The organism is Streptomyces sp. NPDC002926 (genome assembly GCF_053591755.1).
In genome coordinates this window covers 201,006-222,798 of the sequence record NZ_JBSFUK010000006.1, presented here as the reverse complement: position 1 = coordinate 222,798, position 21,793 = coordinate 201,006, and the positions used below count along the sequence as shown (strand labels likewise).

Genomic DNA, 21,793 nt, shown 5'->3' with positions numbered 1-21,793 from the left:
AGGAAAGTGGCCGGCAGACTCAGCCGCGCGCGGCCACGAACTCCTTGATCGAGGCGGTGACGTAGTCCAGCATCTCGTCGGTGAGCGCCGGATAGACCCCGATCCAGAAGGTGTGGTCGGTGATGATGTCGCTGTTCGTCAGGTCGCCCACGATCCGGTGCGGCCCACCGATGTAGGCCGGGTGCCGGGTCAGGTTGCCGCCGAACAGCCGGCGGGTGCCGATCTTCCGGTCCTCCAGGAAGGCCACCAGCTCGGCGCGGCTGAACGGCGCTTCGGGGTCCACCGTGAGCACGAAGCCGAACCAGCTCGGGTCGGAGCGGGGGGTGGCCTCCGGGAGCAGCAGACCCGGTACGCCGTCCAGGCCGTCCCGCAGCCGCCGCCAGTTGCGCTTCCTGGCGTCGATGAAGTCGTCAAGCTTGGCAAGCTGGGTCAGCCCCAGGGCCGCCTGGATGTCGGTCGCCTTCAGGTTGTAACCGACGTGGGAGAAGATGTACTTGTGGTCGTATCCGGCGGGCAGGGTGCCCATCTGATACCTGAAGCGCTTGAGGCACTTGTCGTTCTCGCCGGGCTCGCACCAGCAGTCCCGGCCCCAGTCCCGCAGCGACTCCACGATCCGGGCGAGGCCCAGGTTCGAGGTCAGCACGCAGCCGCCCTCACCCATGGTGAGGTGGTGCGCCGGATAGAAGCTGACGGTGGTCATGTCGCCGAAGGAGCCGGTGAGCTTCCCGTCGTACAGCGAGCCGACCGCGTCGCAGTTGTCCTCGATCAGGAACAGGTCGTGTTCCTCGGCGAGTTGGGCGATCTCGGTGACGGGGAACGGGTTGCCCAGCGCGTGCGCGATGATGATGGCCCGTGTCCTCGGGCCGATCGCGGCCGCCACCCGGTCGGCTGTCGCGTTGTAGGTGGTGAGGTCCACGTCCACGAAGACCGGGACGAGGCCGTTCTGCAGGATCGGGTTGACGGTTGTCGGGAAGCCCGCCGCGACGGTGATCACCTCGTCGCCCGGCTTCAGCCGACTGTCCTCCAGGACGTGCGAGGTCAGCGCCGACACTGCCAGCAGGTTCGCCGACGAACCGGAGTTGGTGAGGTGGGCCTTGCGGCGCCCCAGCCGGCGGGCGAAGGCCGACTCGAACGTGCGGGAGCTCCGCCCGGCGGCGATGCGCATCTCCAGCGCGGCCTCCACCAGGGCCGTCCGGTCCGCCTCGTCCAGCACCGCGCCGGACGGCCAGATCTCCGTCGTACCGGGGACGAACTCCCGTTGTGGGGAGACCTCCTGGTGGTACTTGCGGACCTCTTCGAGTACCAGTTCCTTGCGGTCGCTCACGGTGATTCCTCTTCCATGTCCGGTGCGTTGGCCGTGACGCCGAGCGGTGGGTGCCCCGGCGGCAGTACGGGCGCGAGCAGATCGCGCAGGGAGTCGTCGAGGTGCCGGCGCGGCCGCCAGCCCAGCAGCCGCTCGGCGCACGCGATGTCCAGCCGTTGCCACGCGACGTCGGTGCGCGAGGGCGGGCCTTCGGCGTCCTCGACGACCGGGACCTCCAGACCGCTGAGCGAGACCATCCGGTGGATCAGCCCGCGCATCGGGACCGCCTCGCCGCGGCCCACATTGATCAGCCGGCCCGTGACGGCCGCTCCCGGTGCCGTGGCCGCGGCCAGCACCGCGGTGACGACGTCGCCCGCGTCCACCAGGTCGCGGGCCGCTCGCAGCGGCGGGAGCCGCAGCTCCGCGGCCTTCTCGCCGCGCGCGACGGCCCGCGCGGCCTCACCGAGATGGGCCGCGACCCGGCCGAAGAGACTGCCCTCCGGCACTCCGGCCCCGATCACGTTGGCGAGCCGGAGCACCACGCCGTCGACGCCCCGCTCGGACGCGGCGCGCAGGACGGCCCGTGTGCCCAGGAGCTTGGTGCGTCCGTACGCGGTGACCGGGGCCGGCACGTGGTCCTCGCCGGTGGCGGCGTCCGGTGCGCCGGCCCCGTACTCGTGGACGCTGCCGAGCTGGACCAGCCGTACCGGCGGGCCGGACGGCCCGGCGAGCGCCGCGACGAGGCGCTCGACCAGTTCGGCGTTGCCTGCGGCCATCTGTTCCTCGTCTGCCCGCCAGGCCCGGCCGGCCGCGTTGACCACCACGTCGGCGCCGGTCGAGTCGAGGAGCCCGGCGATCTCCTCCGGCGACGCAGCGAGCAGATCCAGGCGTACCGGCGTACGGTCCTGCACGGGGTCGTACCCACCGGTGCGCGACACCGGGTGGACCCGGGCGCCGAGCGCGGCGAAGGCCTCGCCGATGTGGCGGCCCAGGAATCCGGTGCCGCCCAGGACGACGACCGAGAGCCCGGCCACCGGGCGCGCGTCAGGCCGCACGGCTCGCCCCGTGCTTGACGGCCTTCCACCAGCCGGGGTTGTCCCGGTACCAGGCGACCGTCTCGGCCAGGCCCTCCTCGAAGCCGGTCAGCGGGGCGTAGCCGAGCCGCTCACGGATCTTGGACTCGTCGATCGAGTACCGCAGGTCGTGCGCCTTGCGGTCCGGGACCCGGCGGATCATCTCCTCACCCGCGCCGGTCAGTTCGAGCAGCTTCTCGGTGAGGGCGAGGTTCGTGTACTCGTTGCCGCCGCCGATGTTGTAGATCTCGCCGGGCTTCCCGTGGTTGAGCACCAGGTGGATGCCGCGGCAGTGGTCGTCCACGTGCAGCCACTCGCGGACGTTGCGCCCGTCGCCGTACAGCGGGACCCGGCGGCCCTCCAGCAGATTCGTGACGAACAGGGGAATGACCTTCTCGGGGTGCTGGTACGGCCCGTAGTTGTTGGAGCAGCGCGTGATGGACAGGTCCACGCCGTGTGTGCGCCAGTACGTCCGGGCGACCAGGTCCGAGCCGGCCTTCGATGCGGCGTACGGGGAGTTGGGCGCCAGCGGCCACTCCTCGGTCCAGGACCCCTCCTCGATCGAGCCGTACACCTCGTCCGTGGAGACGTGCACGACCCGTTCCACGTCGCTCTCCAGCACGGCGTCCAGCAGGGTCTGGGTGCCCAGGACGTTCGTGCGGAAGAATTCACCGGCGCCCTCCAAGGAGCGGTCGACGTGGGACTCGGCCGCGAAGTGGACCACGGCGTCGTGGCCCGGTACCAGTTCGCGCATCAGGTCGCGGTCGCAGACGTCGCCGCGGACGAACACCAGCCGCTCCTGCGAAGCGGGCAGGTTGTCCAGGTTGCCCGCGTAGGTGAGCTTGTCCAGGGCGGTGACCTGGGCGCCCGCCCAGCCGGTGTACTCGTCGGCCAGCAGTTTGCGGACGAAGTTGGAGCCGATGAAACCGGCCGCTCCGGTGACCAGGATCCTCATGCCGCCACATCCACTCGGGTGTGGTCTCCGACGACCAGGCAGTGATGGTCCGCGCCGCGGCCGGTGGTGCCGACGGAGGCGGCGCGCCCGATCAGCGAGTGGCGCAGGCCATGGACGCCGGTGACCGATGCTTCGTCCAGGGCTATGGAGCTCTCCAGCCGGCTGTTGGTCACCAGGCAGTCCCGCCCGATCGAGGTGTACGGGCCCACATGGCTCCCCTCCACGACGGTGCCGGTGCCGATGATCGCCGGGCCCTCGACCCGGGACCGCAGGATGCGCGCCCCGGCCTCGACCACGACCTGGCCGACGAGGACACTGCCGGCGTCGACGTGACCGTCGACGCGCCGGCTCAGGCCGTCGAGGAGATGGCTGTTGCACTCCAGGACGTCCTCGACCTTCCCGGTGTCTTTCCAGTAGCCGTCGTACCGGCTGGCCCGGACGTCCGCGCCGGAGGAGAGCAGCCACTGGATGGCGTCGGTTATCTCCAGCTCGCCGCGGGCGCTGGGCCCGATGGCCTCCACCGCCTCGTGGATGGCGGGCGTGAGGAAGTACACACCGATCAGCGCCAGGTCGCTGCGCGGCTCCTGCGGCTTCTCCACCAGGCGCAGCACCTCGCCGTCAGGACCGAGTTCGGCGACCCCGAAGGAGCGGGGGTCCGCCACCTTGTACACGACGACCTGGGCGGCCGGGCGGTGCGTGGTGAACTCCTCGGCGATGCCGGCGACTCCGTCGGGCAGCATGTTGTCACCCAGGTACATCACGAAGTCGTCGTCGCCGAGGAAGTCGCGGGCGATGGAGACGGTGTGGGCCAGTCCGCGTGGCGCGTCCTGGGGAATGTAGGTGATCCGCAGACCGAACCGGGAGCCGTCGCCGAGCACGGCCTCGATCTCGGGCCCGCGGTTGCCGACGATGACGCCGACCTCGGTCACCCCCAGATCCCGGACGCCCTGCAGTACGTGCACCAGGACGGGCGTGTTCGCGATGGGGATGAGCTGCTTGGGCATCGAGTAACTGAAAGGCCGCAGGCGGGTACCGGACCCGCCTGCAAGCACCAGAGCCTTCATCGAGAGGTCCTTTCGGTTCGTGTGTTCATGCCGGTCCCTTCGAACGCGGTGACCACCTCCCGGGCCTGAGCGTGACGTGTGACCTCGCTGAGTCAGAGCCGCTCTTGGGCCGTACCGAAGCGTCGGACGATCGGCATCTCCACGTACCGGTACAGCAGCCATGCCAGGGCGACGGAGACGACAAGTGCCGATGCGAGATAGGCGATCACCATGGCCACTGAGTCGAACGGGCCGTGCAGCACCTTGATGTTGAGGGTGTAGAGCACCAGGTAGTGGCAGAGGTAGAAAGCGAACGACGCATTGCCGAGCAGCACCATCGTTCTCGACGACAGGAACGTCGGGTGCCGTGCGATGTCCCGCTGTGCGGCGGCGACGACGAGCAGCACACAGGAGATGAAGAGGGGTGCCCGCCAGCCGAACAGCAACGGGCTGTAGCTCGCCACGAGGTAGCAGGGCACGAACGAGACCAGTACCCACGGCAGGCTCACACGCGGGAAGCGGCCGGAGGTCACCAGGAGCGCGGCGAACACCCCGGCGAAGAAATCGCAGAGGCGGCCGAGCGGGAAGACGTAGGCGAACCACATCTCGAAGCCGGCCGCGTTCTGCTCGCCCACGAGCTTCCCGGCGGGCAGGACGTCCGCGAGGATCGGTATGAGGAAGGCGCCCGCCACGCAGAGGGCCAGGCCCGTCCAGGCCGCACGGCGGCCCATGCCGCGGAACCACCGGATGACGAGGGGAAACACCAGGTAGAACACTGCCTCCACGGCGAGGGACCAACCCGGCGCAAGGACACTGAAGTTGACCTGCGGGTTCGGTACCCACACCTGGACGAGGCTGCCGTAGGCGAGCAGGTCCTGCCACCGGACACCCACGTCCCACAGCAGCACCGTCGCCGCGACGCCGACTACGTAGTACAGCGGCAGAACCTTGACGAACCTGCGGCGGTAGAAGCCGCCGGTGCGGTCGGTGGAACGTGCGGACCAGGCGAGGACGAAGCCACTGAGGATGAAGAAGAAGCCCACTCCGAGGCCCGCCAGCGCACCGGCCGCGGCATTGAAGCTCGCGTTGGTCCGCTGGTCGGCGAAGGTGGGAAAGACAGGGCTCGAGGCGTGGCTGACGAAGACCGCGAGCGCCGCGAACAAGCGCAGTCCGGTCAGCGAGTCGAGCCTGGCACGGCCGAAGTGGGCGGGCGGCGCCCCCTCCTGGGGGGCTGCCGCCCGCTTGCGTATCTCCGCTCTGTCGAGGGAAGTCACAGCTTTCTCCTCGTCATCACGGCCGCCACGGTCGCGAGGCTCTCGTGGCCGAGCACGGTGGCCGGGCCGCCGTCATCGAGCACCACGGTCGTCGATTCCTGTGTCATGAACTTTTCTCCGAGCGAGGGGGGCTGGGGCGAGCTGGGGACACCGAAAAGGGGACGCCGTGGAACGGCGTCCCCTTCACGCGACCACCCGGAGCATCGCCCCGGAGGTCAACTGGTTTGGATTCTCACGACATCGCGGGCGTGATGTTGTGATTGGACCGGAACAGGTTGGCCGGGTCGTACTTCGACTTGACCTGGGCGAGCCGTTCCCCTGTGGCCCCGGGGAAGACCGCGTTCCGGATCTGCTCCTGCGTCACGTCCATGATGAAGTTGACGTAGGCGCCGGAGTCGGACTGCCGCATGGCGGTCATGAACTCATCGACCCAGGTGGCGTGGACGTCGGCCTCGGCCGCGTCGGCGTAGATGGCGGACAGGTGGGCCATGATCTTGCTCTGTCGGTGAGCGAAGGCCGTGGCGTCGTTCGGGACCCGCGCCATGGCTCCGCCGAGCACTCGCAGTTGCGCCCCGGCGACCATCGCACTCGAGGCGGTGACGCGCTCCAGGATGAGCTCGGCGGTCTCGCGGTCGACCTGGTCGATGAACATGTTGCGCGAGACGGAGATGGGGTGCTCCAGGGGGTCCGCCGGGGGGAACATCCCTGTGTACGGCATGGCCTGCACCATGTCGGCCAGCGGCGGGACGATCGCCCGGAACCGGCCGATGACCTTCTCGCCCTTCTCCGCGGGGCCGGCGTAGCACAGCATCGCCAGAATGATCGGCTTGCCGTGGTACTCCGCGGGCACGAACGGGAAGGGGGGTGCCGTCCACACGTTGATGATCGTGGAGAGCTCCTCGGGGGCGGCCACCGCCTCGGCGACGAAGGCCTCGAGGATCTCGGGGGTCACGGGGGTCACCATCATGCCGCCGTACACGCCGTCGAGCTCGTGCAACCGGAACTTGAAGCGGGTCACCACCCCGAAGTTGCCGCCACCGCCACGGATGGCCCAGAACAGGTCGGGGTGGTCGTGCTCGTCCACCACCAGCAGTTCGCCTTCGGCCGTGACGATTTCCGCGGCCAACAGATCGTCGATGGTCATTCCGTGCTTGCGGGTCAGGTAACCGATGCCGCCACCCAGGGTGATGCCCCCGACCCCGACGAGGCGGCCGTCGCCGAATCCGGTCGCGAGCCCGTGCTCCGCGGCGGCTTCGGCGTACTCGCCGGCGGTGATGCCGGTCTCGGCCCAGGCGGTACGGGCCTCGACGTCGATCTCCAGCGCCCTCATGTTGGACAGGTCCAGGACGATGCCGCCCTCACAGACACTGTGCCCGGCCGGGCTGTGTCCACCGCTGCGGATGGCCAACTCGAGCCCGGTCTCTCGCGCCAGCGCCACGACGCTCGCCACCTGTGTGGCGTTCTTGGGGCGCACGATGACGGCGGGCCTGCGGTCGATGTCGCCCGCGTACACGCTGCGCGCCGCTTCGTACTCGGCACCACCAGGCCTGATGACCTGTCCGTACTGCTCATCGGTGAGTTCCCCGACAGATAGGGGAATGCGGCCGAGAGGTGCTGTCACAGAGTGACTCCTTAATATCCGTCGCTGGTTGATTTGTGTCTCCGGTCCACGAGATTCTGTAGACGCTCCGACCCTGCCACCCGAGTCTTTTCCCTGTCAAACCCCGGAGGAAAGTCCCGATTAAACTCGAGCGGCATCGAGTTGCCCATTCCCAGCATGCGGAAACGTGCTGTCGCGGCGGATTTCACACGCGACGGAGGCACTATTTCAGTACGAGGCTCCCGCGCTGCGACACGAAGCTCTTCGATGTATGCCCTATTCAGATTGCCCTGGCCTCGATGAGGCAGAACCCGGGCCCCCCGAGCTGGCCCACGGATACGACCTCGAGGCCCGCCCGGTGGCACACCTCGTCGAACTCGGCGCGGGTGCGCTCCCTGCCGCCCCAGTTCACCAGCATGTTGATGTCGCCGAGGTAGAGCCCCACGGCATGGGGGTCCACCACCTCGGACAGGACGGGTTCCACGATCAGGACGCGTCCGTCCGCCGGAAGCACCTCGCGGACGTGGCTGAGGATCGTGACGCACCGGTCGTCCGACCAGTCGTGCAGGATGCTCTTGATCAGGTAGACGTCGGCGCCTTCGGGAACGGACGTGAAGAAGTCCCCCGGCGCCAGGGAACAGCGGTCCGTGAGGCCGTCGCGCCGCATGGTCTCCGGAGCCTGGGCCAGGCCCTCCTCGGTGTCGTAGAGGATGCCGGTGAGGGAGGTGTTCTCCCGCAGGACGCCGGCGAGCAGGGTGCCGTCGCCGCCTCCGATGTCGGCGACCGTGGTGAAGCGGCCGAAGTCGAAGGCGCCCGGCAGCACCGCCGCGGTGGCCCGAGTCGCCTGGCTCATCGCCTCGTTGAAGCCCGCGGAGCGCTCCGGGTGGTCCTTGAGATAGCTGAAGAAGTCCTTGCCGAAGGCCTTCTCGAACGAGGTGTCCCCGGTACGGAGGCTGTCGGTCAGGTGCTCCCAGCCGGGCTGCATGAGGCGCTCCATGAACCCGGAGGAGGTGACCAGCGAAGCCATGGAGCCGGGGCGCCCCGGGTCGAGGAGGGCGCCCGCGGACGTCACCGAGAAGGCGCCCGGCGCGGACTCCTCGAGGAGACGCAGGCCGGCCAGGGCGCGGAGCAGCCGAAGTGTGGGCTGCTCGGCCGTGCCGGCTTCCTCCGCCACGTCGGTGGCGAGCCTCTCCTTGTCGCCCATCAGCTCGACGATCCTCAGGTCGACGGCCGCACGCACGGTGTGCGCCGCCAGGGTCCCGAACATGAGTTGAACGACGTATCCGCGGTCCTCCATCGTTGCCGCCTGGCCCTCGTCGTGCGCCACAGTGGTTCCCCTTCCGCTCCGCCGGTGCGCGATCCGACCACCAGGGCCGCCCCCGCAAATTAGGTGACCTACGTGCTGAATATGCGTGGGACCGATCTCCGGGTGGAGTCGGCCCGATGTTTCTCATAGACGCCCGGGCTGGTACACCCGAGCCTTTCCACTGTCAAACCCGAGATGAAAAACCCGATCAAATTCGGCCAAGGTGTCGAGCTCCCTATGCCGATGCCAGAGGGTTATTAATCCACCGCGCCACCTGGAATTCACGGAAAATACCGGCCCAGAGAAAGGGGGTCCGGGGGTCCGGTGAGACCCCCGGACCCCCGACCCGGCCGCGGTGTACGGCGAGACCGTCAGGCAGACGCCTTCACGAGGGTGAGCACGCGTGCGCCGTAGGCGAGGGCATCGGACGCCGAGTCGATCCTCAGGCCCGCGGCAGCCGCAAGCTCCTGCCACTGGGCGTGCGTGCGTTCGCGCCCCCCGAAGTAGGCCATCATCCGGATGTCGCCGCTCGTGAAACCCGGATCCGGCTTGGAAGGCGACTGGTCGGCGCACTCGATGAGCAGCAGGGAGCCGCCCGGCTCCAGCGCCTTCACACAGTTGCGCAGAATCCGTACGGCGTCGTCGTCCGACCAGTTGTGCAGCACGAACGACACCGTGATCAGGTCGGACGTCACCGGCAGCGGATCGAAGAAGCTGCCGTCGACCACGTCGACCTCGCCGGCCAGTCCGGCTGCCTCGAACTTCTCTCGCGCCCTGGCCGCCGGGCCGGCGAGTTCCAGCAGGGTGGCGCTGATCCCGGCCTCCTTCCCCAGCACGGTGGCGATCAGGTCGCCGTCGGCGCCGCCCACATCGAGGATGTGGCGTACACCGGTCCAGTCGTGTCGTTCCACCGCCTCGCTGAAGATGCGCTTCTGGCCGTGGGCCATCAGGTCGTAGAAGGTGGCGCCGAGGACCGCGTCACCCGAGACGTCGTCCCAGAATTCCTTGCCGTAGTGCTTCTTGTAGATGGAGCCGCCGTCGCGGACGGCTTCGAAGAGGTGGATAAGCGCAAGGTCCGCCCGCCCGATCATGTGAGTCGGGTCCAACCACCCCACCTGGGTCGCCGGGTGACCGTGGGCCAGCAGCTCGCCGAGGGCGGTGGGCGCGTAGTTGCCCGGCGTGGGCTCCGCCAGCACATCGATGGCGACCAGGTGCCGGATCACCCTCCCCAGCGTCTCCTGATGGGAATCGGTCACCTTCGCGAGCGACTCGAGGTCATGGACGCCGTTCTGCATGTGGTCGACCAGCCGCAGGTTCGCGGCCACCCGCAGCGCCATGGGGGTCACCAGGTCGGCGAGCCGCATCAACGCAGCGAACTCCGGGGGGAGTTCAGCGACTTCGGCGGGGGGCGTCAGTTCATCCTTCGACATGCAATTCTCCGATCGACATGGGCAATTTCTGAAAAAGGGTCAGCGGCCCTGAGCAGGGCCGAACCACCTGATGAGCGCGGACGTGAGGGCCGCTGTGGTGGTTTCCGGAGTGGCCGGGCCGGCGGGGACGGTGGGCGCGGCCCAGGCGACATGGCCGTCGGGGCGGATCAGCACCGCCGCGGGGGCCGGAACGTCGCCGATCACCGGATACGTCCAGTGATCGTCCTGGCACTCTGCCTCGACGAGGTCCACCCGGTCCGTCCAGCCTTCGAGGGCGGCACGCAGGTCGGGTCGGCGGGTGAAGTCGAGCAGCACAGGTCGTGCGGCGTGCAGCAGCTCGAAGGCGCGTATCTGCCCAGAGGGTGTCTTGATGTCGAGGTCGGGCACCCGGCGGCCGAGGGCCGGATGTCCGTCGCCCACCGGGTAGCGGATGTCGAGCTGGGTGCAAACGCCGCCCAGATACCGATTGGCGTCCTCGAACTCGACAAGGGCACCGAACACTTCGCGGAGCGCGTCGGTCTGAGCGCCTGGGCGCCAGAGGGCGGTCTGTGCCCGGATGCTGCCGAGCATGCGCTCGGTGGCTGGGTGCCGTTCGGCGTGGTAGCTGTCCAGCAGCTCCTCGGGGGCCTGCCCGTGCGCGACCGCGGCGAGCTTCCAGCCCAGGTTGACGGCGTCCTGGAGCCCCAGGTTCATTCCCTGTCCGCTGGAGGGGAAATGGATGTGTGCGGCGTCCCCGGCCAGCAGGACCCGTCCTTCGCGGTACCTGTCGGCCTGCCGGGCGGCGTCGCTGAAGCTGCTGAGCCAGTGTGGGCTGTGCATGCCGAAGTCGGTACCGGCGATCTTGATACATGCCCGGCGGAGCGCCTCCAGGGTCACGGGGGCGTCTCGATCCGTGACCTTGTCGAACTCCATAGTGATCACCCGGTGCGTATCGGGTCGGTCGGAGTCGAAGATCATGAAGGACCCGTGCTCCCGTCGGCTCTCGGAGCCGAAGATGATCCCGGGGGGTGGGTCGGTGAGCTTGACGTCGCCCATCAGCGCGGTCACCGTGGCCGGTGTGCCGGGGTAGCCGATGCCGGCCAGCTTGCGTACGGCGCTGCGGCCGCCGTCACAGCCCACCAGGTAGCCGGCTCGCAGCCGCTCGGTGCCCTGGACCCCGGCGATCTGCACCTCGACCCCGGTCCCGTCCTGGCGCAGACCGATTACCTCGGCGGACCGGCGCAGCCGTACGCCCAGCTCGATCGCACGCTCCTCCAGGAGCCGCTCGACCCGTGACTGGTGGATGGCGAGCGCGTACGGATGTCTCGTCGGGAGGTCCCCGATGTCCAGAGGTATGAAGGAGAAGTGCGCGAGCGGCCCCGTCCTGCCGGCGGCGAGGAACCGGTCCGCGATCCCGCGCTGGTCGAGGAGCTCCACGCTCCGAGCGTGGAGGCCGCCGGCTCGTGACTCACCGTTTCGCTCCGCGAGCCGTTCCAGCACCAGCACGTCCACTCCGGCTAGCCGCAGCTCGCAGGCGAGCATCAGCCCGACCGGGCCGGCGCCGGCGATTAGCACATCTGCCATGAGGACTCCTCTCTTGTTCCGCCACAGAACTGCATAGGGACGATGTTGTTTACGGCTCGACGGCAATCGGTGCGGGGCAGGCGGGAGGCCGCCGACGCCTGACGGCCCCCCGTCGTCCCTACCGGAAGTCGGCCGCGTGATCGGCGGCCCACTGGTCAAACGTGCGTGCGGGGCGGCCGGTGACCTCCTCGACCGTCGGTGAGATCTCCGCCGGCACACCGGCGCGCCCCGCCTGGAACCTGAGGGTCATGTCCGCGAGATCGGCCGGGACCCGGTTCCGGATCATCTGCTCGCGCGCGACGGCCGGCGGCACCTCCTCGTACCGCACCGGACGTCCGACGGCCACACCGATCCGCCGGGCCTGCTCGGTGTGGGTGAGCGGCTCCGGCCCGGTCAGCACGTACTTCGCGCCCACGTGCCCGTCCGTTCGCAGCACGCGGGTGGCGACGTCCGCGATGTCACGCTCGTCGATGAGCGCCATCTCGGCCTCCGCGTACGGCCCGCGCACCACACCACAGGCGCGGATCTGCGGTGCCCACTGCAGGGTGTTGACGGCGAACCCGCAGGGCCGGACGAGGGTCCACTCCAGCCCGGACGTCTCGACCTCGTGCTCGATCTCCCTGTGGTACGCCACGATCGCGTTGTCGGCGCCGTCGGTGGTGTACTCGACGGACGACGACGAGAGCATGACGACCCTGCGTACCCCGCGTTCCCCTGCGGCCCGGAGGATCGGCCCCGCCGTGCCCGGCGAGGGGAACAGGAACAGCGCGGAGACGCCCTCCAGCGCGGGCTCCACCGTCTCCGGCCGGGTGAGGTCGCCACCGACCACCTCGGCCCCCGCCGGCAGGCGGGCTCCCTCCGGGCCACGGGTCAGCGCGCGTACGGACTCTCCCGCGGCGAGCAGTTGATGAACGACATGACGACCGACGTTCCCGGTCGCTCCGGTCACCAGAAACACGGACCCCTCCCCATCTCCGACCTCTCTGGATCAGCCTCGGCAACGTCATTCCGCACGTGACCGCTCCCTCAGGCCGGCGAAGCGGCCGCCCTGGAAGATCAACGGCCTCGCGTCGGCCCCCAGGGACCAGTCCTCCGCTTCGGCGATCACCAGGTGGTGGTCCCCCGCGACCTGAACCGTCCTGATCCGGCAGTCCAGCCAGCCGAGTCCGTCCGCTGTCACGGGGCGTCCGGCGGGGGTCCGGGCCCAGTCCCGGCCGGCGAACCGGTCCGCGTCGGGTGCCGAGAAGGTCCGGCAGATCTCCTCGTGCGTATCGCTGAGGATCGAGACGGCGAAACCGCCCGTGGCCCGGATGGCCGGCCACGTGGTCGAGGTCAGCGCGGCGCAGAAGGCGATCAGAGGCGGATCGAGTGACACGGAGGTGAAGGAGTTCACCGCCATGCCGACCGGCCCGCCGTCCGACTCCGCGGTCACCAGCACCACTCCGGTGCTGAAACATCCCAGTACGTCGCGGAAACTGCGCTGGGTCAGCACGGTCGCGTCCCTTTCCCGGGTGTCAGCGAAAACTGTCGGCGTTGTCGCGCGCCCACTCCGCGAACGTCCTCGCCGGCTTCCCGGTCACCGTTTCGACGGTGGGCAGGGCCTGGGTCTCCGCCACGGTGGGGCTGCCGAGGAACTCCAGGGTGGCGGCCACGATCTCGGCCGGCATGTGCGCGGCCATCGCCTCCTGGGCCCGCTCCGGAGTGATCTCCTCGTGCCGCAGCTTCCGGCCGATCGCCTCACCGATCGCCGCCACCTGCTCGACGGGCGTTATCGGTGCGGGGCCGGTGAGCGCGTAGGCCGCGCCGGCGTGCCCGTCCTGGGTGAGCGCGGTGCGGGCGACGGCCGCGATGTCACCGGTGTGGATAGCGGGCAGGGCCACCTGCGCGTACGGGGTGCGCACCACGTCGCCCGTCGCGAGCTGGGCTGCCCAGGACCGGGTGTTGGAGGCGAACTGGCCCGGACGCAGGAACGTCCACTCCAGCCCGGACTTCTCCACGGCGCTCTCGGCCTCCTGGTGCACCTTGCCGATGAAGGAGTCCGGGCGGGTCTCCACGGCCATGGTGGACAGCAGCACGATCCGCCGCACCCCGGCGCGGGCCGCCTCCTCAACCACCGCGGCCTCGTTCCCGGACATCATGAGGAAGAGGGCCTCCACCCCGGAGAGGGCCTTGGCCAGAGACTGCGGTGTGGCGAAGTCTCCCTCGGCCACGTCCACATCGGCCGGGAAGCCGGCCCGCGCCGGGTCCCGGGTGAGCGCCCGAACGGCGACCCCCTCCGCACGCAGTTGCCGCAGCAGCTCGCCGCCGACGTTGCCCGTGGCACCGGATATCAGAATCATGACGTCACCTTTCGGAATGCGTTGGTGTGGTCGGCCACCCACTGGGCGAAGGTCAGGCCTGGCCTGCCCAGGAAGGAGTCGACCGGAGAGATCTCGTGCGGGCGACCGACCAGGGTCGCGAACATCCTCAGCCGTGCCTCCACGGCGTGCGGGGGGACACCGGCCCGGAGCCACTCCTGTCGCGCCTCGTCGTGTGTGAGCTCCGCAAAGCGGACCGGCTCGCCGGTCACTTCGCCGATGATCCGTGCCCGGTCGGCGTAGCTGAGCGACTCCGGCCCGCTGAACAGCGGCGTTTCCCCCACGAGGTCGTCGGTCAGCAGTGCGCGGGCGGCCACCGCCGCGATGTCACGCTCATGAACCGGGGCGGTCCGCGCATCCCCGAAGGGCGAACAGGCGACGCCGTCGGTCCTGATCCCCTCGGCCCACTCCAGGGCGGTCGCCGCGAACCCTCCAGCAGGCCGCAGGAACGTCCATTCCGCACCGGTCTCCTCGATCTGGCGCTCGAGATCCCGGTGCTTCACGCCGATCATGTTCTTGGGGTCGTCGTCGAGGACCGAGTAGGACGACAGGGCGACGATGCGGCGGACCCCCGCCGCCTTCATCCGGGCGATCGGCTCTGCGGAGCCTTCCGGGAAGGCGGCCGTGACGAAGAAGACCGAGGTGATGCCGTCGAGTGGCAGATCGGCGGTGGCGGCCACCTCGACCCCGGCGGGCAGGTCGGCCCTGGCCGGGTCGCGGCTGAGTGCCCGCACCTTTCGGCCGGCCGCGAGCAGCTCGTCCACGAGTGGCCTGCCGACGTGCCCGGTGGCTCCGGTTATCAAGATCATTACTGTCTCCTTCAGGACGGCCCGACGAGACCCTGGAGACCCAGGGTGTAGGCGAGCGCCGCGGGCTCGAACTGCATGACCGCGTGGCTGGCGACCGAGCGCACGTCCCGCCAGTACCGCCCCAGCGGGTGCCCGTCCTCCTGGGCCCTGGTGCCGCCGATCCTCAGCAACCGATCGGTCGCGGCGACCAGCATCTCCAGCGCCAGCGCGCAGTCCCTGCGGTTGCGCTGCGCGAGCTTCGGCGGTACGGCATCGCCGTCCGCGACGGCGGCGGCCCGCTCCAGCAGCAGTTGGGCCGCGTCGATCTCTCCGGCGGCCCTGGCGAAGTCCACCTGGTAGGGCTGGCCGGCAGCGGCCCGGGGGCCGGTCGGGGCGACCGCCACGAGCTGCTCCGCGATGGCGAGCGCGGCACGCGCGGCACCCAGTACGGGAGCGACGAACATCAGCCCGCTCACGGCGGGATTCGACAGCTGGGTGTGACCCGGCAGGCCCACCATCGCGCCCCGCATCGCGTCCTCGCGCAGGCAGGTACGGTGCTCGGGCACGAACACGTCGTCCAGGACGACCGTGTGGCTACCGGTGCCCCGCATGCCGAGGGAGGCCCAGGTGTCTTCGAAGGTGTAGTCCCGTCGCGGTACCGCGAAGAGCCTCATCGGCTGCCCGCCGGACTGCGGGCCGGGGGCGGGGCCGGTCAACAGCGCCCAGTCGAAGTGCTCGACGCCGCTGACATAGGTCCAGGACCCGGAGAGCCGGAACCCGCCGTCCACCGCGACTGCCGTGCCCATCGGCTTGAAGACGATCGCCGCCGTCGTGTCGGGACCGTCCGCCCAGATGTCGGCCTGGCCCTGCTCCGGCATACAGCACACGTACCGGGCGGAATAGGCGGCGACGGAGGCGAGCCACGCCGTCGAGGGGCACTCCTCACCCAGCTGCGCCACCGCGGCGGTCAGCTCCGTGTGGCTGCGCTCGGCCCCTCCCCAACGGGTCGGCACCCGCCACCGGGCGAACCCGGCGTCCACCGTCGCGCGTATCACGTCCGGGCTCACCCTGCGCTCGACGTCGGCCTGCGCGGCCTGCGCCCCGGCCAGCTTGGCGAGCTCGACCATCGCCGCCTGTGTCTCTGTTGAGAGTGACATGTCGGTTGTTGCTCCCTTCACGCACCGTCGAGGACGGGCGGGATGTTGTGGTTGACGCGGAACAGGTTGAGCGGGTCGTACTCGGCCTTCAGCTCGGTCAGCCGCCGGTAGTCCGGCTCTGCGTAGGCCCGCCGGACCCGCTCGGGGTCGGAGTCGTGGTCGAAAAGGAACCCCGGCAGCAGGGCGCCGGTGTCCCAGGGCCGCAGCCGTTCCAGTACCTCGTCCGCGGCCCGGCGCACCGCGCCCGCCTCCTCGGCCGGGGCCGGCATCCGCAGCCACAAGTGGAACGCCGCGTCCCTGGTGCCCACCGCGTGCGCACGGGTGGGCGGACGACTCAGCGCCCCGCCCAGGTGGCGCAGCTCAATGCCGGGGAACGGTCCTCCGGGCGCCGCCGCCGGATCGATGAACGAGACCAGCGTCTCGACCGCCACGTCGTCCGGCTCGTACAGCAGCGCGCTGCGAAAGTGCACCCTGACCGGGTTCTTCGGGTCGTGGTGGATCTCGGTGATCCGCCGGTACGGCATCGTGGCGCAGGTGTCCGTCTCGGGGTTGAGCGCGCGCAGCGGTTCCACCAGGCGGGCGCCTTGCGCTTCGTCGCCGGTGTAGACGATGTGCACCTGCACGAATGACCGGCCACGGAACTCATCGGGCAGCTCTGGCACGTCCGGGAGCCGCAGCAGTGTCACCGAGGACGACATCTCGTCCGGCTGCTCCTTGACCCAGGCCAGATAGGACCGCACCATCTGCGCCGCGTGCGCGGGGTCCTCACCCGGGTAATAGAGCTCGCCGGCGTAGACGCTCCACAGCGGCACCAGGTCGATCTCGGCCTCGGTCACCACGCCGAAGTTGCTGTTGCCGCCCCGCACCGCCCAGAACAGGTCGGGTTCCCGGGTCGGCGAGACGGTGCGGATGCGGCCGTCGGCCGTGACCAGTTCGAGTGAGCGGACATGGTCTGCGGCGAAGCCGTATGTGCGGCAGGTCAGCGGCAGTCCGCCGCCGGTCAGGTAGCCCATCACCCCGACCTGCTCGGAGGAGCCGCACAGCGGCGCGAGACCGTGCTCGGCGGCGGCGGCGAGCACCGCGCCCCAACTCAGCCCCGCCCCGATCCGGGCGGTTCGAGCCCCCGGATCGACCGACAGCTCCCGCAGCTCCCTGGTCGAGACGAACACCGCACCGTCGGCCGCCACCGACTTGCCGTGCCCGGTCGACTCCACCGCGATCGGCCGGTTCGTCGTGGCGGCGAACCGGACGGCGGCGGCCACGTCGTCGGCGTCCGCGACGACCACGACCGCGTCAGGACGGTGCTCGACGGTGAGCAGCCAGCCGGAGCTCGCCTCCTCGAATCCGTCGTCCCCGCGGTGGAGCGTGCGTCCGCGGATCGGCGCGCCCAGGCTCACGACGTCGTGCCAGGCGGCTGGTACGTCACCGACTCGTTCGCCGGTGGACTCGGCCGTGGTGCTGTGCACCATCACGCCGTCGGGGGTGTAGATGCGGGCGGTGCCGACTCCCCTGTGCGTGGCCCCCTCGACGTGGGCCTCGACGTGGGCCTGGAGCCGCCCCGCCTGGCCGCTCGCCGGGGTGAAGGTCTCGGTGAGTTCGTAGGTGAATCGCCCCGCCTCCCCGGCGGCCCAGGTCCCGGTGCCCACGGTGACAGGAGTTCGCAGCGCGATCGTTCCGTCCGGCGCGAAGGAGATGGTGTAGGGGTCGGTCTGACCGTCGTGGCGCACCAGGCCGGTCCAGACCCCCACGGGGGTCTGGACCGCGTCGGCCGCAAAGTTCGTATCCAGCACGTCAGTTGTCCGTCTTCTCTGAGGACTTCGCCGCATCGTCCGCTTCCGCGAGCGGCGGAGGGCCCGGCATCCGGGTGTTCCGCAGCAGGGTCGCGGCCGCTACGGCCAGCAGTAGGGCGAGCACCGCACCGACGGTCGCGGTCGTCTGCAGGCCGTGCACGAATGCCTCACGGGCCACCGACAACAGCCGGGAGCCGTCGGCGGCCGGCAGCGTGTGGGCGACGTCCACCGCGGCGGCGAGGGTGTCCTCGGCCGCCTTGCCGACGGGGGCGGGCAGCCCCTCGGGGAGGTTGTCGGCCAGGTTGGCCCGGTACACCGCGAAGCCGACGCTGCCGATCACCGCGATCCCCAGTGCGCTGCCGAGCTCGGAGCCCGTCGCGCTGATCCCGGACGCGGCACCGGCCCGCTCGGGCGGGGCGGCTCCCACGATCAGTCCGGTGCCCAGCACGGTCAGCGGGCCGAGCCCGAGACCGATGACGGCCGTCCCGGCAACCGCAAGGAACAGGTCGGAGGGGCCGCTGACGCGGGTCAGCAGCAGCATGCCGAGCGCGGAGACCACCAGGCCCCCGGATATCAGGGTGCTCAGCTTCATACGTCCGGCGAGCGCCGGACCCCCGAAGGAGCCGATGATGACTCCGAGTGTGATCGGCAGCGACCACAGCCCGGCCCGGACCGGGGGCAGACCCCGCACAAGCTGCAGATACCGCAGGACAAGGAACTGTGACCCGGCGGCGAGCAGCGTAGCGAGCACCACCATGCCCAGGGCGGTGCCGAACAGTTTGTTGCGGAACAGCGAGAGGTCGACCAGCGGCTGCTCGAGCCGGCGCTGGCGAGAGAGGAAGAGCGCCGCCACCGCCAGGCCGACGACGATGGCGATGCCCGGCTCAAGGCCCGCGCCGTCCTGGGCGATCCGCTTGATACCGAAGATCAGGGCGAGCATGCCGACGACGGACATGATCGCGCTGATGAGGTCCGGACGTACGACCGAGCGGTCCCGGTACTCGGGCAACAGGACCGGACCGAGGATGATCAGCAGCACCATCACGGGAACACCGATCAGAAAGACCGAGCCCCACCAGAACCACTCCAGGAACGTGCCGCCGACCAGCGGTCCGATCACCGTGCCGAGGCCGAAGAAGCCGGACCAGGCTCCGATTGCGGTGCCCTGCTGCTTGGGGTCCCGGAACATGATCCGGATCAGGGAGAGGGTGGAGGGCATCAGGGTGGAGCCCGCGATGCCCAGCAGCGCCCGGGCGGCGATGAGCATCGCCGGGTTGACCGAGAAAGCCGAGACCACCGATGCCGCTCCGAACGCGACCGCGCCGATCAGCAGCAGCCGCCGGCGGCCGATCCTGTCCCCGATCGCGCCCATGGGGATGAGGAAGCCGGCGATGAGGAATCCGTAGATGTCCACGATCCACAGCAACTCGGTGTTGCCGGGCCGCAGGTCGGCGGTGAGAGTGGGCAGGGCCAGATGCAGCACGGTCAGGTCCATGGCGATCAGCACGGTGGGAAGCGCGAGGACCGCCAGCCCCAGCCATTCTCTACGGGTCGCCCGGGGTGCTGCCGTCGTACCGACGTCGGTACTCAAAGGATCTCCTTGCGTTGTCTGTGGACGACGAGGGGTGAAGGCCCGGTCCGCGGTGATGCGGCCCGCGTTGCCCCGCACCTGATACGCCGACAGCACCGCGCCGTTCACCAGCGGTTCGGCGGCGGCCCCGTCAAGCGGCCTGCCCATGCGCCCCGCCCGTCCGGCAGGATCAGCGAACGTCATGCCAGTTCGCGAGCAACCCCGAGGCGAGCGCCGCATGCGCCCCGGGTGCCTTCGCGTCCTTCTCCGACATCAGCGGAGGCTCGCTGAACCCCCACGGGAGCGCCAGGTCGGGGTCGAGCGGGTTGATGTCGATCTGCGTGCCGGGCACGTACGGCGTGGAGACCACGTAGCAGATGCAGGCGTCGTCGGTGAGCGACAGGAATCCGTGCCCGACCCCCTCCGGGACGTACACGCACCGCCCGGACTCGGCGTCCAGCAGGGTCACGTGGTGCGCACCGAAGGTGGGCGAACCCACCCGCAGGTCGACGACGATGTCGCGAAGCGCCCCGCGCACACAGGTGACGTACTTGGTCTGCCCCGGCGGTACGGCCACCCCGTGGATACCGCGCAGAGTGTTCCGCCGGGACACCGAGTAGTTGATCTGTTCGGGCCGGAACGGACGCCCGGTGACCTCTTCGACCTGGTCGCGGCGGAACGCTTCGAAGAACGCACCCCGCTCATCGGAGATCTGCTTCGGGGTGAACACGAACGCGCCTGGCACTTGGGTCTCGACAACGTCCATGTCCGGCTCAGTCCCGGGTACGGTACTGCGCGGCCATCCGCTCCAGCACCGGCACGATCTCGCTGGGGCCGGGGGCGGCGGTCATGTCCGCGTACACGGCGCCGGCCCCCCGCTGGAACGACGGCTCGGTCAGCATCCTGGAGAGCTCGCCGCGCACCTGCGCCGCGGTCAGGCCGTCGCTGGGGAGGACCACGCCTGCGCCCCTGGCCTCCAGATAGCGGGTGCTGTTCAGCGCGCTGCCCAACTCCTCCATGACGATCATCTGGGGCACCCGGTGCGCGGCCGCCGCGAAGAACGTGCCGAAGCCACCGTGGTGGATGACCGCCGAGCATGTCGGCATTACCTGAGTGAGCGGGATGTAGTCGAATATCCGCACGTTGTCGGGGACGCGCGCGCCTTCCCCCAACTGATCGGCGTTGACCGTGGCGACCACCTCGATCTCCATATCGGCCACCGCCTCGAAGGCGGCCATGACCCGCGCGTCCGGGCCATCGTGGACCGTGCGCCCGGTGACGCCCAGCGACAGGCACACGCGCGGCCGTGACGGTGGCTGCGACAACCACTGCGGCACCGGGGCCGCCCCGGTGTACGGCACCCAGCGCATCGGGACCCGGCGCAGCCCTTCGGGCCTGGGCAGCTGCGAGGGGATCGGGTCCACAGTGAAGTCGCCGAACAGCAACTCATCGGAGAAGTCATGGCCGAACCGCCCGAACACCGGCGCCAGGGTCGCGGCCAGGGGATCCGTGTCCGCACTCACCGGGGACGCCGGGTCATTCATGCGTTCGACCAAGCGCCTACGGACCCAGCCGAAGTAGTCAGGGCCCCACATCATCCGAGCGGACGCGGCCCCGCACTCGCGGGCCGCGACCGACCCCACCGGACATGCCGGATCCCAGATCACCAGGTCCGGTTGCCAGTTCCGGGCGACCTCGACCAGGTTGTCGGCGAGCTCCTGCCGTCCCTCCTCGTCCGGGTGGTACCGCTTGCACGCGGCCACCATGTAGTAGCGGGTCGCCCGCCAGAGCTGGTCGAAGTCGGAGCCGGCCTCGAACCCGAGCGCGTCGCTGAAGCGGTCCAGCTCCTCATCGGTGATCGGCGGGGGCGGCGAGGCGAGTTCGCCGAGCCCGACCGCCGTGAGACCGGCCGCGGTGATCTGCTCGACCAGACCGGTGTTGCTGGCCACCCGCACTTCATGTCCGGCGCTCTGCAGCGCCCACGCCAGCGGGATGCTGGGGTACAGGTGAGCGGTCAGTGGTGCGACCGCGATGAGAATCCGCATGTGAATGCCCTTTAGCTGTCGTGGATGTCAACGCGCCCCGGCGGCGTGCCGCGGGTCCAGACGACCTCGAACGCGAGCCGCGCAAAGCGCCAGCCGGCGTCGGTCCGCACCGCCTCGCCCTCGAAGCGGTCCCCGACTTGGAAGAGCTCGGGTGCCCCGGGCGTCTCGTGCGCCCCTGACTGCCCGGGCGGCTTCTCCGGTGCCGCCTCCGGGGGGTGCAGGTGGGTGGCGATCAGGTTTCCCCTCACCCGCGCCCGGTCCCCGTCGATCTCGACGAGGTGTCCGGCGGCCACGTGGTGGGTCCGTCGCCACTTGCCCACCATCGCGGCGGTGTACTCGGCCATGCCGGCCACTCCGTCGTGACCGCCCATCGAGAACTGGAACCTGCCGTCCTCGGTGAAGATCGACCGCGCCCAGGCGTCGTCGAACTCCGTCTCGTCCAGACCGACCACATAGCGGTCGACCAGGTCCTGGACATCCATCCGGTCGGCGAGCCGGCGCAGTGGGCCCGCTTGTTGTGGCATGTGCATCCTCCGTTG

General features: G+C 69.9%; 19 protein-coding genes. All 19 read right to left on the bottom strand.

Features of this window, described 5'->3' with window-relative positions; all coding sequences use genetic code 11:
- Positions 1-19 precede the first annotated feature (19 nt).
- The gene (gene rfbH / locus ACWDZ6_RS14580) at positions 20-1,324 is read right to left on the bottom strand and encodes a lipopolysaccharide biosynthesis protein RfbH (protein WP_451503111.1); all 1,305 of its coding nucleotides are present in this window, start codon (positions 1,322-1,324) and stop codon (positions 20-22) included.
- Positions 1,321-2,358 (bottom strand): NAD-dependent epimerase/dehydratase family protein, encoded by a 1,038-nt coding sequence (locus ACWDZ6_RS14575; protein WP_451503110.1) that lies wholly within the window; start codon positions 2,356-2,358, stop codon positions 1,321-1,323. The genes rfbH and ACWDZ6_RS14575 overlap by 4 nt, the downstream gene beginning before the upstream one ends.
- Entirely contained in the window at positions 2,348-3,331 is a 984-nt protein-coding gene (rfbB, locus tag ACWDZ6_RS14570; RefSeq protein WP_451503109.1) for a dTDP-glucose 4,6-dehydratase, read from the bottom strand. The genes ACWDZ6_RS14575 and rfbB overlap by 11 nt, the downstream gene beginning before the upstream one ends.
- On the bottom strand, positions 3,328-4,395 hold the full coding sequence (locus tag ACWDZ6_RS14565) for a glucose-1-phosphate thymidylyltransferase (RefSeq protein WP_451503108.1): 1,068 nt from the start codon (positions 4,393-4,395) through the stop codon (positions 3,328-3,330). Before ACWDZ6_RS14565 ends, rfbB begins: the two co-directional genes overlap by 4 nt.
- Before the next feature lie 92 nt (positions 4,396-4,487).
- On the bottom strand, positions 4,488-5,648 hold the full coding sequence (locus tag ACWDZ6_RS14560) for an acyltransferase family protein (protein ID WP_451503107.1): 1,161 nt from the start codon (positions 5,646-5,648) through the stop codon (positions 4,488-4,490).
- A 232-nt stretch (positions 5,649-5,880) separates the two neighbouring features.
- A complete protein-coding gene (locus ACWDZ6_RS14555; protein WP_451503106.1) occupies positions 5,881-7,269 on the bottom strand; it encodes an FAD-binding oxidoreductase in 1,389 nt (462 codons plus the stop codon).
- A 259-nt stretch (positions 7,270-7,528) separates the two neighbouring features.
- Positions 7,529-8,575, bottom strand: coding sequence for a methyltransferase (locus tag ACWDZ6_RS14550; RefSeq protein WP_451503105.1), 1,047 nt, complete (start codon positions 8,573-8,575; stop codon positions 7,529-7,531).
- 350 nt (positions 8,576-8,925) lie between these two features.
- A complete protein-coding gene (locus tag ACWDZ6_RS14545; protein ID WP_451503104.1) occupies positions 8,926-9,984 on the bottom strand; it encodes a methyltransferase in 1,059 nt (352 codons plus the stop codon).
- 39 nt (positions 9,985-10,023) lie between these two features.
- Complete coding sequence (locus ACWDZ6_RS14540; protein WP_451503103.1) at positions 10,024-11,547, bottom strand: FAD-dependent monooxygenase; 1,524 nt, start codon at positions 11,545-11,547, stop codon at positions 10,024-10,026.
- Positions 11,548-11,665: 118 nt separating this feature from the next.
- Complete coding sequence (locus ACWDZ6_RS14535; protein ID WP_451503102.1) at positions 11,666-12,505, bottom strand: SDR family oxidoreductase; 840 nt, start codon at positions 12,503-12,505, stop codon at positions 11,666-11,668.
- 45 nt (positions 12,506-12,550) lie between these two features.
- Positions 12,551-13,039 carry a flavin reductase family protein gene (locus tag ACWDZ6_RS14530; RefSeq protein ID WP_451503101.1) on the bottom strand — a complete coding sequence of 163 codons (489 nt, stop codon included), beginning with the start codon at positions 13,037-13,039 and terminating at the stop codon, positions 12,551-12,553.
- Positions 13,040-13,061: 22 nt separating this feature from the next.
- On the bottom strand, positions 13,062-13,886 hold the full coding sequence (locus ACWDZ6_RS14525) for an SDR family oxidoreductase (protein ID WP_451503100.1): 825 nt from the start codon (positions 13,884-13,886) through the stop codon (positions 13,062-13,064).
- Positions 13,883-14,713 carry an NAD(P)H-binding protein gene (locus tag ACWDZ6_RS14520; protein ID WP_451503099.1) on the bottom strand — a complete coding sequence of 277 codons (831 nt, stop codon included), beginning with the start codon at positions 14,711-14,713 and terminating at the stop codon, positions 13,883-13,885. Before ACWDZ6_RS14520 ends, ACWDZ6_RS14525 begins: the two co-directional genes overlap by 4 nt.
- Positions 14,714-14,724: 11 nt before the next feature.
- A complete protein-coding gene (locus tag ACWDZ6_RS14515) occupies positions 14,725-15,849 on the bottom strand; it encodes an acyl-CoA dehydrogenase family protein (RefSeq protein WP_451503098.1) in 1,125 nt (374 codons plus the stop codon).
- 17 nt (positions 15,850-15,866) lie between these two features.
- The gene (locus ACWDZ6_RS14510) at positions 15,867-17,639 is read right to left on the bottom strand and encodes an FAD-binding oxidoreductase (RefSeq protein WP_451503097.1); all 1,773 of its coding nucleotides are present in this window, start codon (positions 17,637-17,639) and stop codon (positions 15,867-15,869) included.
- 1 nt (position 17,640) lies between these two features.
- On the bottom strand, positions 17,641-19,230 hold the full coding sequence (locus tag ACWDZ6_RS14505; RefSeq protein WP_451503096.1) for an MFS transporter: 1,590 nt from the start codon (positions 19,228-19,230) through the stop codon (positions 17,641-17,643).
- 169 nt (positions 19,231-19,399) lie between these two features.
- Positions 19,400-19,975: a dTDP-4-dehydrorhamnose 3,5-epimerase family protein gene (locus ACWDZ6_RS14500; RefSeq protein WP_451503095.1), complete on the bottom strand. Its 576-nt coding sequence runs from the start codon at positions 19,973-19,975 to the stop codon at positions 19,400-19,402.
- 7 nt (positions 19,976-19,982) lie between these two features.
- Positions 19,983-21,254, bottom strand: coding sequence for a nucleotide disphospho-sugar-binding domain-containing protein (locus ACWDZ6_RS14495; RefSeq protein WP_451503094.1), 1,272 nt, complete (start codon positions 21,252-21,254; stop codon positions 19,983-19,985).
- A gap of 11 nt (positions 21,255-21,265) precedes the next feature.
- Positions 21,266-21,778: a nuclear transport factor 2 family protein gene (locus tag ACWDZ6_RS14490; RefSeq protein WP_451503093.1), complete on the bottom strand. Its 513-nt coding sequence runs from the start codon at positions 21,776-21,778 to the stop codon at positions 21,266-21,268.
- Positions 21,779-21,793 lie beyond the last annotated feature (15 nt).